Source organism: Pseudomonas sp. S150 (assembly GCF_004526365.1).
In the GTDB taxonomy this organism is placed as follows: Bacteria; Pseudomonadota; Gammaproteobacteria; order Pseudomonadales; family Pseudomonadaceae; genus Aquipseudomonas; species Aquipseudomonas putida_A.
Window position 1 is genome coordinate 708,725 of record NZ_CP038207.1, and the last position, 15,782, is coordinate 724,506.

At 62.9% G+C, this 15,782-nt stretch carries 11 protein-coding genes; 7 read left to right on the top strand and 4 right to left on the bottom strand.

All coding sequences use genetic code 11. The features are described 5' to 3' along the window. Window positions 1–5 precede the first annotated feature (5 nt). On the bottom strand, window positions 6–311 hold the full coding sequence (locus E3Z29_RS03305) for an XRE family transcriptional regulator (RefSeq protein WP_098966556.1): 306 nt from the start codon (window positions 309–311) through the stop codon (window positions 6–8). After that, window positions 304–669, bottom strand: coding sequence for a type II toxin-antitoxin system RelE/ParE family toxin (locus tag E3Z29_RS03310; protein WP_047290723.1), 366 nt, complete (start codon window positions 667–669; stop codon window positions 304–306). Before E3Z29_RS03310 ends, E3Z29_RS03305 begins: the two co-directional genes overlap by 8 nt. 169 nt (window positions 670–838) lie before the next feature. Here E3Z29_RS03310 and E3Z29_RS03315 point away from each other — a divergent pair, with 169 nt between their 5' ends. Genes E3Z29_RS03315 through E3Z29_RS03330 form a run of 4 tightly spaced genes read left to right on the top strand, consistent with a single transcriptional unit; the run spans window position 839 to window position 5,537 of the window. Further along, complete coding sequence (locus E3Z29_RS03315) at window positions 839–1,618, top strand: efflux RND transporter periplasmic adaptor subunit (RefSeq protein ID WP_098966558.1); 780 nt, start codon at window positions 839–841, stop codon at window positions 1,616–1,618. Further along, window positions 1,615–2,934, top strand: coding sequence for an efflux RND transporter periplasmic adaptor subunit (locus E3Z29_RS03320; RefSeq protein WP_134785129.1), 1,320 nt, complete (start codon window positions 1,615–1,617; stop codon window positions 2,932–2,934). Before E3Z29_RS03315 ends, E3Z29_RS03320 begins: the two co-directional genes overlap by 4 nt. Further along, complete coding sequence (locus E3Z29_RS03325; RefSeq protein WP_134785130.1) at window positions 2,935–5,031, top strand: efflux RND transporter periplasmic adaptor subunit; 2,097 nt, start codon at window positions 2,935–2,937, stop codon at window positions 5,029–5,031. It begins immediately after the preceding gene. Window positions 5,032–5,042: 11 nt separating this feature from the next. After that, window positions 5,043–5,537, top strand: a complete 495-nt coding sequence (locus tag E3Z29_RS03330; RefSeq protein ID WP_098966563.1) for a GNAT family N-acetyltransferase — start codon at window positions 5,043–5,045, stop codon at window positions 5,535–5,537. A gap of 9 nt (window positions 5,538–5,546) precedes the next feature. Here the strand turns inward: E3Z29_RS03330 and E3Z29_RS03335 are convergent, their stop codons facing one another. Then, window positions 5,547–5,858, bottom strand: coding sequence for a hypothetical protein (locus E3Z29_RS03335; RefSeq protein ID WP_134785131.1), 312 nt, complete (start codon window positions 5,856–5,858; stop codon window positions 5,547–5,549). 56 nt (window positions 5,859–5,914) lie between these two features. Continuing rightward, the gene (locus E3Z29_RS03340) at window positions 5,915–6,502 is read right to left on the bottom strand and encodes a phage tail protein (protein ID WP_098966567.1); all 588 of its coding nucleotides are present in this window, start codon (window positions 6,500–6,502) and stop codon (window positions 5,915–5,917) included. Window positions 6,503–6,744: 242 nt separating this feature from the next. On the opposite strand from E3Z29_RS03340, the gene E3Z29_RS03345 reads away from it, so the two are divergent. From E3Z29_RS03345 to E3Z29_RS03355, 3 genes are all read left to right on the top strand, one after another. Beyond that, entirely contained in the window at window positions 6,745–8,340 is a 1,596-nt protein-coding gene (locus E3Z29_RS03345) for a glycosyltransferase family 39 protein (RefSeq protein WP_098966569.1), read from the top strand. Between the two features lie 138 nt (window positions 8,341–8,478). Continuing rightward, a complete protein-coding gene (locus E3Z29_RS03350; protein WP_098966570.1) occupies window positions 8,479–9,324 on the top strand; it encodes a sulfotransferase in 846 nt (281 codons plus the stop codon). A 53-nt stretch (window positions 9,325–9,377) separates the two neighbouring features. Next, the gene (locus E3Z29_RS03355; protein ID WP_134785132.1) at window positions 9,378–15,773 is read left to right on the top strand and encodes an Ig-like domain-containing protein; all 6,396 of its coding nucleotides are present in this window, start codon (window positions 9,378–9,380) and stop codon (window positions 15,771–15,773) included. The last annotated feature ends 9 nt before the right edge of the window (window positions 15,774–15,782 follow it).

Sequence of the window (15,782 nt, forward strand, 5' to 3'; positions counted from 1 at the left end):
GCTGTTCAGCCTGCGAAATTTTCGATTTTGATTTGCCCGTCGGGAAAGGTCGCGATGATTTCAAGTTCGCCACCCATTGCCCGGATATAGTTGCGCAGCGTGCTGATGTACATATCGGTACGGCGCTCCATTTTCGAGATGGCCGCTTGGTTGACGTGCAGCATTTCAGCCAGCGTGGCCTGGCTCAAGGCCTTGGCTTGTCGCAGTTCGTTAAGCGGCATTTCCTTGATGTGTTGTTCGTAGATCGAATCGGCAAGCGCCCGTGCTTCGGGTGTCATGCGTGCTTCGAGGTCGGCGAATTTCTTAGCCATTGTTGCAACCCTCTTTGCGCAATGTTTCGAGATGCTCATCGTACAGTCGATCGGCGAGCGGGACGTTGAGTTCATACCAGCGGTCCTGACCGGTTTTATCTCCACCGATCAAAAGCAACGCGCAGCGTCTTGGATCAAACGCATAGAGCACGCGATACGGTCGCCCGCCATGCTGGACGCGCAATTCCCGTAAATGACCATGCCGCGCGCCATTGATTGCACTGCTATGCGGAAAACGCAGGCCTGGGCCGAATTGCCCAAGCAGTTTGACGCTTGCCGCCACAGAACTCTGCTCGCTCTCAGTCAGTTCTTCCCACCAGTTGCCGAACTCGTCGGTGTATTCGATATCCCAATTCATGGGCACTAATATGAGTGTTATGGAATATTCCATCAAAGTCATATTTTCGATCGGTTGACCATAGCGCTTCGGTCGGATTACAGCAAGCGTAACGGCACAGTGATGGCCTTTCGCTTGACGCTAATCCCCGCTGTCGTAGACTCCGCTCATCCGTCAGGGAGTAGCGGTTATGCAGCGTTTGCGCGGTTGGGTTATCGGATTGACCTTTGTTACGTGTGCAGTTCAGGCGCAAACGCCCGGGCCAGACGATCCGCTGCTGGATAACGCAGCGCCTGCGGCAACCACGGCGAGCAGTGAGGCGCGGGGTGTGTTGCGAGCTCGGGATCAGGCGACGCTGGCCAGCGAGCTGTCGGGGCGGATTGTCGAGTTGCCGTTCAGCGAGGGCGAGTCGTTCAAGAAGGGCGATGTGCTGGCGAAGTTTGATTGCTCGGCGTATCAGGCTCAGCTCAATGCAGCGCAGGCTGCCAATCGCGGTGCCGGTGAGGAGTTGGCGCACAACCGGCAGTTGGCCGCGCTCAATTCCGTCGGGCGTTTCGAAGTGGCGCGGGCCGAGGCCAAGGTCAGCGAAACCCAGGCGCAATCTCAGGTTTATCAGGTTCAGGTCAAACGCTGCAGCGTGGTCGCGCCATTCGACGGGCAAGTGGTCGAGCGCAAGGTCCAGCGTTTCGAAAGCGTGGCGGCCGGCGCGCCGCTGCTGGACGTGGTGGATAACCGCACCCTGGAGATCCACTTGTTGGTGCCGTCGCGCTGGATGGCCAGGCTTAAACCCGGCCAGACCTTCAGCTTTGTCCCCGACGAAACCGGCCAGCCGCTTGATGCCACGGTCAAACGCCTCGGTGCGCGCATCGACGAAGGCAGCCAGACACTGTTGCTGGTCGCCACACTTCCCGAAGCCAAGGGCTTGCTCGCCGGCATGAGCGGCACGGCGCACTTTGCGGAGCTTAAATGAACGCCCCGGTAGCCGGCGCTGCCGAGCAGGTGTTCGCGCGGTTCCTTGACCTCGAACGCCAGACCCGCGCCGCCCGCGATGCCTCGCAACTGGCCTACAGTCTGGTCAATGACGGCCAGTCGCTGTTCGGCTTTCGTCATGCAGCGTTGCTGATTGCCGGCAAGGTGCAGGCGGTGACCGGCGTCAGCGCGGTGGAGCCGAATGCGCCGTTCGTGGCGTTTGTCGAGCAGGCCGTGGCGCAGTTGTTCCAGCAGGATGTGCTGAAGCAGGCACGGGTGATTACCCCGCAACTGCTTGCCGAGTCGATTCAGGCCGACTGGCGCTCGCTGTCGGCGGCGCAGGTGTTCTGGCTGCCGCTGATCGACCGTCAGGGCGAGGTGTTCGGCGGTCTGTGGCTGGCCCGCGATGTGCCGTGGAATCCTTCCGAACAAGTGCTGCTGTCGCAACTGGGCGACACCTACAGTCACGCCTGGCTGGCGCTGCAACCACGCAAACCGTGGCGTCTGCGCTGGACGCGCAAGCGTCAGGTGGCGCTGGTGGCGGTGCTGTTGCTCGGGTTGCTGATCCCGGTGCGCCAGTCGGTATTGGCTCCGGCGGAGGTGGTGCCGCAGGGCGGGCGCGTGGTCGCGGCGCCGCTGGACGGGGTGATCGCCGAGTTTCTGGTCAAGCCCAATCAACCGGTGAAAACCGGCGACCTGCTGCTGCGGTTTGAAAGCACCACCCTCAAGGCCCAGGCCGATGTGGCCGAGCGTGCCTTGGGCGTGGCGGAAGCGGAACTGAAATCCAACTCGCAACGTTCATTTGCCGATGCCGAGTCCAGTGCCAGGGTCGATTTGCTCGCTGCCCGCGCCGAGCAAAAACGCGCCGAGCGCGATTACGCCCGCGAGTTGCTGGCGCGCAGCGAAGTGCGCGCGGAGCGTGACGGGATTGCAGTGTTCGCCGATGCCGAACGTCTGACCGGCAAACCGGTGCAGACCGGCGAACGGTTGATGGAAATCGCCGACCCGAATCAGGCCGAACTGCGCATCGAACTGGCAGTGGGCGATGCGATTGCACTGGCGCCGGGTGCCGAAGTCGCGCTGTTTCTCGACAGCGATCCGTTGCAGCGCCACCTCGCCACGCTGGAACGCTCGGCCTACGAGGCGCAACCGACGGCGGGCGGGCAGCTTGCATATCGGCTCGACGCCAATTTTGCTGATGCGCCACCGCGTATCGGTCTGCGCGGCACGGCAAAAATTTTCGGTGATCGCGCCCCGCTGGCCTTGTACCTGCTGCGCCGCCCTCTGGCCGGTCTGCGCCAGAGCGTGGGCCTGTAAATGAATCTGCCGAGCCTGCGTGCCGACCTGCAACTGTCGCCCGCGGCACCGGCACTGGACGGTTCACCGCGCTGGACCCTGGCCGATCCGGTGCGCGGTCGCTATTTCAAACTCGGCGCGGCGGCGATGCGTCTGTTGCGCCATTGGTCGCTGGGCGATGCCGAGCAGGTGTTGCACGCCGCCAATCGCGAACCGGGCCTGCCGCTGGACGGCGTTGAGCTAGAGCATCTTTTGACGTTTCTGCGCGCGCATGACCTGATCAGCGCCCTCGACGATCAGCAGCGTGTCAGTTACTCGCTCAAGGCCCTCGCGCAACGCCAGAGCCTGTGGAAAATCCTGCTGCATCAATACCTGTTTTTCCGTATTCCGCTGTGGCGCCCGGACGCCTTTCTCAACCGCGCCTGGCCCTGGCTGGAGCGCTTCGGCCCGCGGGTGTTGCGCTACGGTTTGCCGCTGACGCTGGGTCTGGGAGTGTTTCTGGTGTCGCGGGACTGGCAGCGCTTTGTCGGTACTTTCCCGCACCTGTTCAGCCTTGGCGGCGCATTGGCGTTCGGCGTTGCGTTGTTCTTTGCCAAGCTGTGCCACGAGTTCGGCCATGCTTTCATGGCCAAGCGCGCCGGGTGTCGGGTGCAGAGCATGGGCGTGGCGTTCATGGTCTTGCTGCCGATGTTTTACACCGATGTCAGCGATGCCTGGCGGGTCAACGATCGGCGTGCGCGGCTGCTGATCGGTGCCGGTGGGGTGCTCGCGGAACTGCTGCTGGCGTGCATCGCGCTGCTGGCCTGGTCGCTGTTGCCCGATGGCCCCGGGCGCACGGCAGCGTTCATGCTCGCCAGCGCCACGTGGATCACTACGCTGGTGGTCAACCTCAACCCGTTCATGCGTTTTGATGGCTATTTTCTGCTCAGTGATCTGTGGGAGGTCGACAATCTTCAGGGGCGAGCCTTTGCCCTGTGTCGCTGGCGGTTACGCGAATTTTTGTTCGGCTATGGCGCTCCGGCGCCGGAGCCTTGGTCGCCGAAGATGCAACGGCGTTTGCTGATATGGGGGTATGGCTCGTGGTTGTGGCGCGCGGCGTTGTTTTTCGGGATCGCGCTGGCGGTCTATCACCTGTTCTTCAAGGTGTTGGGGATTTTCCTCATGCTGGTGGAACTGGTCTGGTTCATCTTCCTGCCGATCATGAATGAGTGGCGCCAGTGGTGGAGCCGCCGCGAACAGGCGCATGGCCCGCGTGTGCTGCTCAGCAGCCTGGCTGTGCTTGGTCTGCTGCTGGTGCTGATCGTGCCGTGGCGCAGCGCGGTGGAACTGCCGACGATGCTTGAGAGCGGCCGGGCCAGTGCGTTGCATGCGCCGGTGGCGGCGCGGGTCAAATCAGTCAAGGTCGCGGATGGCCAGAAAGTCGCTCAGGGCGATGTGCTGATCGAACTGGAGTCGCCGGACCTCGAATCGCAGCAGGCCATCGTCCGCCGGGAAATCCAGATCCAGCAATTGCTGATGCGCCGACAGGCCGGTCGCAGCGAAACCGCTGCCGACGCCAGTATCATCGAGCAACGCCTCGCCGAAGCCGTGGCGCAATATCGTGGTCTGAGCGCTCGACGCGAGCGCCTGCTGTTGCGCGCGCCCCATGCCGGCACTGTGCGTGATCTGCTGCCGAATCTGACGCCGGGGCGCTGGCTGTCGAGCAAGGATGCGCTGGCGCGGGTGGTCGAGGATGGTTTGCGCCTGCGCGGCTATATCGCCGAGGCCGAGTTGTGGCGGGTCAAACCGGGTGCAACCGGGCGGTTCATCGCCGATGATCCGATGCATCCGGCGATCAGCGTAAAACTGGATGAAATCGATACCAATGGCGTGGCCTATGTCGATCAGGAGGCGCTGACCTCCGATCATCACGGGCCGATTGCCGTGCGCCGTGATCAACAGCAACGAGCCGAGCCTGTACAGGCGCAATATGGCGCGCGATTGACAACGCTGGATCAGCCACCAGCCCCGGTTCAGCCGTTGCGCGGTGTGGTGGTGTTGCAGGGCAGGGGCGAGTCGGTACTCGGCGTGGCCTGGCGCCGGCTGGCGGCGCTGGGGGTCAGGGAAAGCGGTTTCTAGGGAGCGTGAACATGGCGAGCAACGCAGATGTGACGGCAGACGGATTGGTGGTGCGACCTGCGCGGGCCACCGACGAGCCGTTTTTGCACCACCTCTATCAGTCGGCGCGCCCGGATCTGCAATGGATCGACGGCGAGCAGGAAGTGGTGCAGCAAGTGATCGCCCAGCAATTCCAGGTGCAGGAACAGGGCGTGGGTGAAAACCATCCCAACGCCATGCACTACGTCGTGGAAAAACTCGGCACGGCCATCGGTGCACTGAGCACCGACTTCGGCCCCAATGAAATCCGCGTGTTATACATCGCCTTCATCCCCCAGGCGCGGGGCAAGGGTTACGGCCGCGCGGTATTGCAAGGCGTGCAAAAGGCCGCGCAGCAGGTTCGCTGCCCGGTGGCAACGGTGGTCTGGGCCAACAACCCCCACGCGCGGCAACACTATCTGGCGTTGGGTTTTGCGGTGGAGGAGCGTAATCCGGCGGCGGAGCGGCTGGTGTGGTATCCGCAATGAGGTGGGATTTCAGTTGAAGGAAATACAGAAATAACCCAGTTGCGGATCCCGCCCCATTGCTGGCACTCGTGACACGAAAATATCCTCCACTCGCCCCAGTTCCGGCAGTTCCAGTGCGCACAGGCCGTCGACGAACCCGGTCGGCACCAGACTGTTGAATTCGAGGCAGAACGGCATGCGCTCGCTGTAGCGCGTCTTCGCGGCGGGGACTTCGTCGAGGTACTCGATGTGGATCGGCAGCGCCGTGCCATCCGGCAGGTACAGCGTGTGTTGCTGGCCCAGCAATGCCTGGACGTGTTGGATCTGAACCGTTTGCAACATGGTCTGACTCCAGTGAAGAGAAAAACGGTCGGGGGCCCGAGGCCCCCGACAGTGGTTCAGTTGCGCGAAGGGAACAGCCCGTTCAGGGCAATGCTGAAGTTGACGACCAGAGAGGGGTTGACGATGGGCAACGGCTGACTGCCGCCCGTGGAGGAAATGTCCCCGGTGACAGTCGTGGTCAGGCCTTTGATGGGAACCGGCGTGGCACCTTGGGCATCGGAATAGATGTTCGCCGAGCCAGGGCCGCCGCCGGACGCGCCGATGTACGAGTTGGTGGCGGTCGGCACGGTCGCCGGATTGCTTGCAGGCACAGCCAGTTGCAGGGCGGTGTTGGCAGAAAGGCCGGTCATCGCGTGGGTGTGGTTAGGCATGTTGGCGATCGTGGCCGTGACGTTTTCCGTGCCATACACCTGACCGATGACACGCGGCGTAAGCCCCTGTCCGTTACCCTGTGCCACGGGTACGCGACCTTGCAGGTCAGGCAACTGAAAATTGGTCGTGCCGTTGCCGCCGTAGAAGGTGCCCAGCAAAGCGAACAATGCCTGGTATTGCGAGATGCTCAGGATTTGTCCGTTGCACAAGGCCCAGCCACTGGGGGCGAAGTTGAAGGCGAACGGTTGAATCGTACCCATAAAGACTTCCATGGTTCCTCATCCTTCTGTTATGTGGTCGGCGCGCCGCGCGTTAGCCTTGGTTGCAGGACAGGCACAGATGCTGTGCTGACGCCTTGCGTTTGCGCGGGCAGGTCACGCCAAGCGGTAGCGTAGACCCGGATCGGCGGACTTGCCGGACGTCGTCGTGGCCGCGCGTCGACTTCGACTCTGGCCTACAGTGTGCGCAATGAATGGCGCTGGTTTTTACTCGGTAAATCTGTAAGGGAAGGTTGATGGAAGCGCGTCGCGAGACTCCGCTGGGGGATACCCAGGACCCGTTTGCCGCACCGAATGCCGGTGTCCGGCGTTTATGGCGCTGGGCTCGCCGGCAGTGGCTGATACCGATTCTGTTGTTGGCGACGGTGGTGCGTTTTTATGACCTGAACGCCGCCGCGATCTGGGGCGACGAAGGCTCAAGCCTGTTGCTGGCGAACTATTCGCTGAGTGGTATCTGGGAGCACGCGGCGTTCGACGTGCATCCGCCGTTGTATTTCATGCTGCTGCACGGCTGGATCGGGTTGTTCGGCGACACGATTCTGTCGATCCGCAGCCTCAGCGCGCTGGCCGGCATCGCCACGGTCGGGCTGGGGGTGTGCCTGGTCGATCGCCTGGCCACTCGTCGCGCCGCAATCATTGCCGGGGTGCTGCTGGCGTTGCTGCCGACGGCGGTGCGCTACAGCCAGGAAGTGCGCATGTACTCGCTGCTCGGCCTGCTCCTGATCGGTTCCACACTGGCGCTGATTTGTTGGGTCAGGCGTCCGCAGCGCCACCGGTATCTGCTGATCTATGCATTGCTGATGAGCGCCGCGTTGTATACCCACTACTTCGCCGTGCTGGCGGCGCTGAGCCATTGGCTGTATCTGGGGCTGATTCGCCTGCTGCCTGGCTATCGCCTGCGGCATATCCAGCGCAAGGACTGGTGGCTGGCCAATCTGGCCATCGTTGTGCTCTACCTGCCGTGGTTGCCGAACCTGCTTGATCTGACGCAACACATGGAAGAACTCAAGGTCGGTGGCGATGTGGGCTGGGAAGATCCAGTGACCCTGTCCTCGCTGCCGTCGATGATCTGGCTCTGGTTGATCCAGGACGAGGGCGAGCATCTGCCATTGCTGCTGTTCTGCGGCGTACCGCTGGCTCTGCTGGCGCTGGCGGGCGTGGCCGTGGCCCGCGACCGCAGCGTGAACCATGGCAGCGTTTTGCTGGCGCTTTACACCGGTGTGCCGTTGTTGCTGGTGTTCGCGGTGTCCTTCATCAGTCCGGTGTTCATCGAGCGTTACCTGACAGCCTATGCGCTGGGATTGCCGATGCTGGCGGCGCTGGCCATCGACCGGTTGTACCGCCGCGCTCGTGTGCTGGCAGTGGCGGTTCTGGTGTCATGGGTCGGGGTTGAGCTGGTGGGCGTAAACACCAACGCCACGGTCGACCCGCACGATCAGTTCAATGTCATGGTCGATTACATCAACCGGCATTTCGTCAGCGGTGACCGGATCGTCACCAGCGACATGCTCTGGTATCTCAGTTACGTCTACTACAACCGCACTGACGCTCAGGTGCGCCTGTTTACCCCGCCCGCCGCCGATGGTCGTTCGACGCGCCCGAATCACTACGGTTTCGGCACCCTGGTGTCTGAGGAGGTCTATCTGGATCGACTCGACGACCTGCCCAAGGGCAGTGCTCGCGTCTGGTTGATCGGTGATCTGGATGTGGACGTGCCCGATCCGTTCCGACCCTTGCCGAAGAACTGGCAGTTGCGTGATCAGACCCATGCCGGCGGCGCGAATGCGCGACTTTTTTCGTTGACCACCGATAACGGGACAGCGATGCAATGACTTAAACGGTTCACCTTTTCTTTCGCGATAAAAACAGATCTTCATAGTCCGTTTTGCTCTGTTTTGATATCAAAACACTACTAGTCGAAAGGGTATTGTTGGACTACGCTCGTCGGACAAAAGGACTTACAAAGTAGGGTGAAGGGATTGCAGCAGTTCCACTTTATCTCCGGCTTGCCGCGCTCAGGCTCTACCCTGCTTTCTGCGATTCTTCTGCAGAACCCGCGCTTTCATGCCGGCATGACCAGTCCGGTCGGCGCACTCTTCTCCGGTGTCCTTGAACAATGCAGCGCCGGCAGCGAATTCGGCGCGGTGATCGACACCGAAATGCGCCGGCGCCTGCTGCGCGGGCTGTTCGATTCCTACTATGCCGACAAGGCTGACAAACCGGTGGTGTTCGACACCAACCGGCAGTGGAGTTCGCGCCTGCCGGCGATCAGCGATCTGTTCCCTAAAGCCAAAGTCATTGCCTGCGTGCGCAACGTCGCCTGGGTGATGGACAGCCTGGAACGGTTGTACCGCGCCAATCCTTATGAAAACACCAAGCTGTTCGGCGATGCTGTCGAACGCAACACGGTCTACAGCCGCTGCGAAACCCTGGCCCAGCGCAATCGTCTGGTTGGTTTTGCCTGGGCAGCGCTCAAAGAAGCCTATTACGGCGAGCACGCCGATTCGCTGCTGATCGTCGATTACGACTTGTTGACCCAGGCCCCGGAGCGGGTGCTGCGGCTGGTCTACGACTTCATTGGCGAACCCTGGTTCGAGCACGATTTCGAACACCTGGCCTATGACGCGCCGGAGTTCGACCAGGCCCTGGGTGTGGCCGGCCTGCACAAGGTCAAACCCAAGGTCGCCCTGCAGTCCCGACGCACGATTCTGCCGCCGGACCTGTTCAAGCAATACGCCGATCTGTCCTTTTGGCTCGATGGCTCAGCCAGCGCTGCCAATGTGATTCGTATGAAGTCCGACGCCGCGATCAGTTGATCGCGGCGTTTTTCATTGATGCGTTTACAACTGTTCGAGTCCGGGTGAGCAACATGTGGTGGAGCAAGCAAAAGTCGCGGGTAACCGAAGGCCAACGGACGCTGGCTGCGCCGCTGATCATGTCGCTGGAACCGCGCATGCTGTTCGACGGCGCTGTCGCGGCCACCGTGGCCGATACCGCTGCGGCCCAGCCCGACAGCCACCCCACTGCCGATGCAGCGAAGGCGCCCACGGCCGATCATCCGTCGGTCAGCAAGGACACCCACGGCCAGGCCGATGCCACGCCGGCTGCCAGCCCTGTCGCCGTACCGGGCCAGAGCGTGGTGTTCGTCGATGCCCGGGTCAAGGATGCCGACAGCCTGCTCAAAGGCGTTGCTCCCGGCGCGCAGGTGGTCAAGCTCGATGCCAGCAAGGACGGCTTGCAGCAGATCGCTGATTACCTCGACCAGCATTCGGGTGTCAGCTCGGTGCAGATCATCGCTCACGGCAACGCCGGTGACCTGTGGCTCGGCAACAGCTATCTGTCGGCGGACAACGTCGCGCAACGCAGTGCGGTGCTGGCGGAAATCGGCAAGGACATGAACGTCGGCGGCGACATTCTCATTTACGGCTGCTACACCGCCGAAGGTGACCGCGGCCTGAGTTTCGTCGACTCGCTGGCACAATTGACCGGCCGCGATGTGGCCGCCTCGAACAACCGCACCGGGGTGGGCGGCGACTGGGATCTGGAAATCGCCACGGGCAGGATCGAGAGCGCCAACGTGCTGTCGACCCTGTCGATGAGCGAGTACCAGTGGGGCCTCGCCACCTGGACTGCCACCAACAATGCGAACACCGGGGTCGGCTCGCTGCGCGCAGCGCTGGCGTCGGCGCAGAACGGCGACATCGTGACCTTCAGCAGCGGCATGACGGTGCAGCTCACCTCGGAATTGCTGATCAACAAGAACATCACCGTTGATGGCGACCTGAACAACGACGGGGTGGCGGACGTCACCCTCGATGGCCAGTACCGGACGCGGGTGGTGGAAATCACCTCCAGCAGCACGGTGACACTCGATGGTCTGGTCATTACTCGCGGATTGGTCTCGGGCAATGGCGGAAATGGCGGCTATGGCGCAACCGGGGCCATGGGCGGGGGGATTTTCAACGCCGGCGTCCTGACCTTGAACAACGTTTCGGTCACCGGTAACGCGGCGGCCGGTGGTGGCGGTGGTGGGGGGGTCACGGGAGCCAACTACGGCGGCGGCGGTGGCGGTGGCGGCGGCCTCGGTGGTCAGGGCGGCGGCCATGGCGGTACGGCCGGGCCGGGCACCGGGACGTTGGGCGGCCAGGCCGGCAGTGGTGGCGTCGGTGGCTACGGCGGTGGCTACGACGCCACGCACATGGGCGGCCGCGGCGGCTCCACCGTCGGCGGTGCCGGCGGCGTGGGCGTGTCCTATTACAGCAACGGCGGCAATGGCGGCACCGCGAACAACGGCACCATTTCGATTGGCGGCGGCGGTGGCGGCTCCGGCTGGGACAAGGTGGGCGGCGTCGGCGGCAATGCGGCCGGCGGCATTTACAACGCCTCCACCGGCACCCTGAAAATTGTCGGCACCTCGGTCATCAGCAACAACCTCGGTGCGGGCGGCGGTGGCGGCGGTGGTAGCGGCCAGGGCAGCAACAACCTGAACGGCGGCGACGGCGGACGGGGTGTCGGTGCGATCTGGAACCAGGGCGGCACGGTACTGATCACCGCCGCCAACTTCAGCGCCATCAGCGGCAACGCGGCCGGCAGCGGCGCCGGCGGCGCAGAACTGGGCGGCGGCGTGACGGGCTCTGTACCGTTGGCCTTCGCGGCGATCTACAACAATGGCGGCACACTCAATACCGCTTATGTGGAACCACCCACCGCAACCATCGTGATGTCGGACACGGCGTTGAAAATCGGCGAAACCTCGCTGGTGACCATCACCTTCAGCCGCGCGGTCACCGGTTTCACCAACGCCGACCTGACCATTGCCAACGGTACGCTGACAGCGGTCAGCAGCAGCGACGGTGGCCTGACCTGGACCGCGACCTTCACTCCGACCAACAACATCACCGACGCCACCAACCTGATCACCCTCGATAACACCGGGGTCAATGCGATCAGCGACGGCGTGGCGGGCGTCGGCACGACCAGTTCCGTCAACTATGCGATCGACACCGTGCGGCCGACCGTGACCATCGTGATGGCCGACACGGCGTTGAAGATCGGCGACACGTCGCTGGTGACCTTTACCTTCAGCGAAGCGGTCACCGGTTTCACCAACGCCGACCTGACCATCGCGAATGGCACACTGTCAGCAGTCAGCAGCAGTGACGGTGGCATCACCTGGACCGGAACGTTCACCCCGACCGCCAGCATCACCGATACCACCAACCTGATCACTCTGGACAACACTGGTATCGCCGACCTCGCCGGCAACGCCGGCAGCGGCACGACTGATTCGGCCAACTACGTGATCGATACCGTGCGGCCAACCGCGACCATTGTCGTGGCCGACAGCAATCTGGCAGCGGGTGAAACCTCGCTGGTGACCATCACCTTCAGCGAAGCGGTCAGCGGCTTCACCACCGCCGACCTGACGGTGGCCAACGGCACCCTGAGCGGTCTGAGCAGCAGCGACGGCGGCATCACCTGGACCGCCACGCTCACCCCGACCACCAACATCACCGACACCACCAACCTGGTCACCCTGGACAACACCGGGGTCGTCGATCTGGCCGGCAATGCCGGCAGCGGCACCACCAATTCCAACAACTACGCCATCGACACTGCGCGGCCGACCGCGACCATCGTGGTGGCCGACAACAACCTGCGGATCGGCGAAACCTCGCTGGTGACCATCACCTTCAGCGAAGCCGTGACCGGCTTCACCAATGCCGACCTGACCATTGCCAACGGCACGTTGTCGGCGCTCAGCAGCAGCGATGGCGGCATCACCTGGACGGCGACCTTCACGCCGACTGCCAGCATCACTGATGCGACCAATCTGATCACGCTGAACAATACCGGCATCGCTGACCTGAACGGCAACGCCGGCAGCGGCACCACCGACTCCAACAATTACGCCATCGACACCGTGCGCCCGACCGCGACCATCGTGGTGGCTGACAACGCTCTGAAAATCGGCGAAACCTCGCTGGTGACCATTACTTTCAGCGAAGCGGTGTCCGGTTTCACCAACGCCGACCTGACCATTGCCAACGGCACGCTGAGCGCAGTCAGCAGCAGCGACGGCGGCATCACCTGGACCGCGACGTTCACTCCGAGCGCCAGCGTCACCGATACCACCAACCTGATTACCCTGGACAACACCGGCATTGCCGACCTGGCGGGCAACGCCGGTAGCGGCACCACCGACTCCAACAACTACGCCATTGACACCCAGCGCCCGACCGCAACCATCGTGGTCGCCGACAGCAACCTTACGGCCGGCGAAACCTCGTTGGTGACCATCACGTTCAGCGAAGCGGTGAGCGGTTTCACCAACGCCGACCTGACCATCGCCAATGGCACGTTGACGGCGGTGAGTAGCAGCGATGGCGGCATCACCTGGACGGCAACATTCACGCCGAACGTGGGCATCAACGACGCAAGCAACCTGATCACGCTGGCCAATACCGGTATCGCCGACCTGGCGGGCAACGCCGGCAGCGGCACGACCAACTCCAACAACTACACCATCGACACCGTGGTGCCGACCGCGACCATCATCGTGGCGGACTCCAGTCTGAAGATCGGCGAGTCCTCACTGGTGACCATCACCTTCAGCGAAGCGGTGACCGGTTTCAGCAATGCCGACCTGACGATAGCCAACGGCACATTGTCGGCAGTCAGCAGCAGCGACGGTGGCATCACCTGGACAGCGACCTTCACGCCGACCAGCAACATCACCGACGCCACCAACCTGATCACCCTGGACAACGCCGGCGTACAGAACCTGTCGGGCAATGCCGGCAGCGGCACCACCGATTCCAACAATTACTCGATCGACACTCAGCGCCCGACCGCCACCATCGTGGTGGCTGACACCGCGCTCGGCGTCGGCCAGAGCAGTCTGGTGACCATCACCTTCAGCGAAGCGGTGACCGGTTTCACCAACGCCGACCTGACCATCGCCAACGGCACGCTGAGTGCGGTGAGCAGCAGCGACGGCGGCCTCACCTGGACGGCGACGTTCACGCCGGCGGCGGGGATCACCGACACCACCAACCTGATCACCCTGGACAACACCGGCATCGCCGATCTGGCGGGCAACGTCGGCAGCGGTACCACCGATTCCAACAACTATGCGGTCGACAGTCAGCGTCCGACGGCGACCATTGTCATGACCGACAGCGATCTGCGTCCCGGTGAAACCGTGCAGGTGACCATCACCTTCAGTGAGGCCGTGACCGGATTCGACAACTCCGATCTGAGCGTCGCCAACGGCACCCTGAGCAATGTTTCGTCTAGCGACGGCGGCATTACCTGGACGGCCACGTTCACGCCGAACATCGGTATCACCGACCTCACCAACCTGATTGTCCTGAACAACACCGGCATCACCGACCTGGCCGGAAACACCGGCACCGGCACCACCAGTTCGGCCAACTATCAGATCCAGACTCAGGTGCCGACCGCCACCATCGTGGTTGCCGACACGTCGCTCAGGGCCGGGGAAACCTCGCTGGTGACCATCACCTTCAGCGAAGCGGTCAGCGGTTTTGACAACAGCGACCTGACCATCGCCAACGGCACGTTGAGCAATGTCAGCAGCAGCGACGGCGGTATCACCTGGACGGCCGCCTTCACGCCGACAGCCAATGTCACCGACGCCACCAACCTGATCACCCTGAACAATGCCGGGGTGGCCAACCTGTCGGGCAACAGCGGCATCGGTACCACCGATTCCAACAACTTCGCCATCGACACCGCGCTGCCGACCGCTACCATCGTGGTTGCCGACAACCGCCTGGGCATCGGTGAAACCACCACAGTGACCATCACCTTCAGCGAGGCGGTGAGCGGGTTTGACCTGTCGGACATCAGCGTCGCCAACGGTGCGCTGTCGAACCTGACCAGCAGCGACGGTGGCGTGACCTGGACGGCGACTTTCACCCCGACAGCCGGCGTCAATGACGCGACCAACCTGATTCTGATCGACACCGCCGGTGTTCAGGATCAGGCCGGCAATGCTGGGGCGAGTATCGCCATCTCCAACAACTACATCCTCGATGCAACCCGGCCGACGGTGGATATCGTGGTCGCCAATCCGCATCTGGGCATCGGCCAGACCACCACGGTGACCTTCACCTTCAGCGAGGCGGTGAGCAATTTCGACCTGTCCGACCTGAGCGTGACCAACGGCGACCTGAGCAATCTGACCAGCAGCGATGGCGGCAAGACCTGGACCGCGACGTTCACGCCGACCGCGAATGTCACCGACCCGAGCAATTTCATTGCGCTGGACACCAGCAACGTCAGCGACCTGGCGGGCAACGCCGGCAGCACGGTGGCGGTGTCGAACAACTACGCCCTCGACAGCGAACGGCCGACCGCCACGGTGGTGGTTGCCAATCCGAATCTGGGTGTGGGCCAGACCTCGCAGGTGACCATCAGCTTCAATGAGGCGGTGACCGGGTTTGATCTCAGTGACATCAATGTCGGCAACGGCACCCTGTCGAACCTGAGCAGCAACGACGGCGGCAAGACCTGGACCGCGACGCTGACCCCGGGCGCCAACATCAACAGCGCCAGTAATGCGATCAGCGTCAACAGCGCCGGGGTCAGTGACCTGTCCGGCAACAGCGGCAGCGGTGTCAGCAGCTCCAATAACTACGCGATCAATACCGTGCCGCCGGTTATTCCGCCAACGGTGCCGACCACGCCGATCAATGGGGTGATTCCCGATCCGCTGTCCCGCAGCAGCGATCCGGTCGCACCGCCGCCGGCCCCGGACGTGCCGTTGCAACCGTTTGTGTTTACGCCACCGACCGGCAATCTCGGCTCGCCGCTGACCTTCCCGCCGCTGTTCGAGCAGCGTGTACTGGGCGACGGCATCCGGCCGCTGGGGGACATTTTCATCAATCACGGTGCTCTGAGCCCGAGCTTCATCGCCCAGGTATTCAGCAGCAGCGACGGAAGCGGTGACGGCAGCGGGCACGGCTTCCTCGGTTTCGGTGGCGGTGATGGCGGAGTCTTCGCCAGCAGTACGCTGTCGAGCCTGTTCCACCAGAACGACGGCGCCGAGCGGGAGGCGCTGAACGCCTTCGACAGTCACTCGCTCAAGGCCGGTGACATTTCCCAAGGGCTGCGCGGGGTATTTGGCGCGCCGACCCTCGGGCAGCAATTGCAACAACTCAAGGACAGCGAGCAGCACCGGGTCGACGACCTGGCAGCGGCATTGCGCCAGGTCGGCATCAGCGAAATGCAGGCCTGAACACACAAC

Excerpts from the sequence above, each read along its gene's own strand:
- E3Z29_RS03335 (WP_134785131.1), bottom strand. The coding sequence starts at position 5,858 with ATGTTGCAAACGGTTCAGATCCAACACGTCCAGGCATTGCTGGGCCAG.
- E3Z29_RS03340 (WP_098966567.1), bottom strand. The coding sequence starts at position 6,502 with ATGGAAGTCTTTATGGGTACGATTCAACCGTTCGCCTTCAACTTCGCC.
- E3Z29_RS03325 (WP_134785130.1), top strand. The coding sequence starts at position 2,935 with ATGAATCTGCCGAGCCTGCGTGCCGACCTGCAACTGTCGCCCGCGGCA.
- E3Z29_RS03330 (WP_098966563.1), top strand. The coding sequence starts at position 5,043 with ATGGCGAGCAACGCAGATGTGACGGCAGACGGATTGGTGGTGCGACCT.
- E3Z29_RS03345 (WP_098966569.1), top strand. The coding sequence starts at position 6,745 with ATGGAAGCGCGTCGCGAGACTCCGCTGGGGGATACCCAGGACCCGTTT.
- E3Z29_RS03305 (WP_098966556.1), bottom strand. The coding sequence starts at position 311 with ATGGCTAAGAAATTCGCCGACCTCGAAGCACGCATGACACCCGAAGCA.
- E3Z29_RS03315 (WP_098966558.1), top strand. The coding sequence starts at position 839 with ATGCAGCGTTTGCGCGGTTGGGTTATCGGATTGACCTTTGTTACGTGT.
- E3Z29_RS03320 (WP_134785129.1), top strand. The coding sequence starts at position 1,615 with ATGAACGCCCCGGTAGCCGGCGCTGCCGAGCAGGTGTTCGCGCGGTTC.
- E3Z29_RS03355 (WP_134785132.1), top strand. The coding sequence starts at position 9,378 with ATGTGGTGGAGCAAGCAAAAGTCGCGGGTAACCGAAGGCCAACGGACG.
- E3Z29_RS03310 (WP_047290723.1), bottom strand. The coding sequence starts at position 669 with ATGAATTGGGATATCGAATACACCGACGAGTTCGGCAACTGGTGGGAA.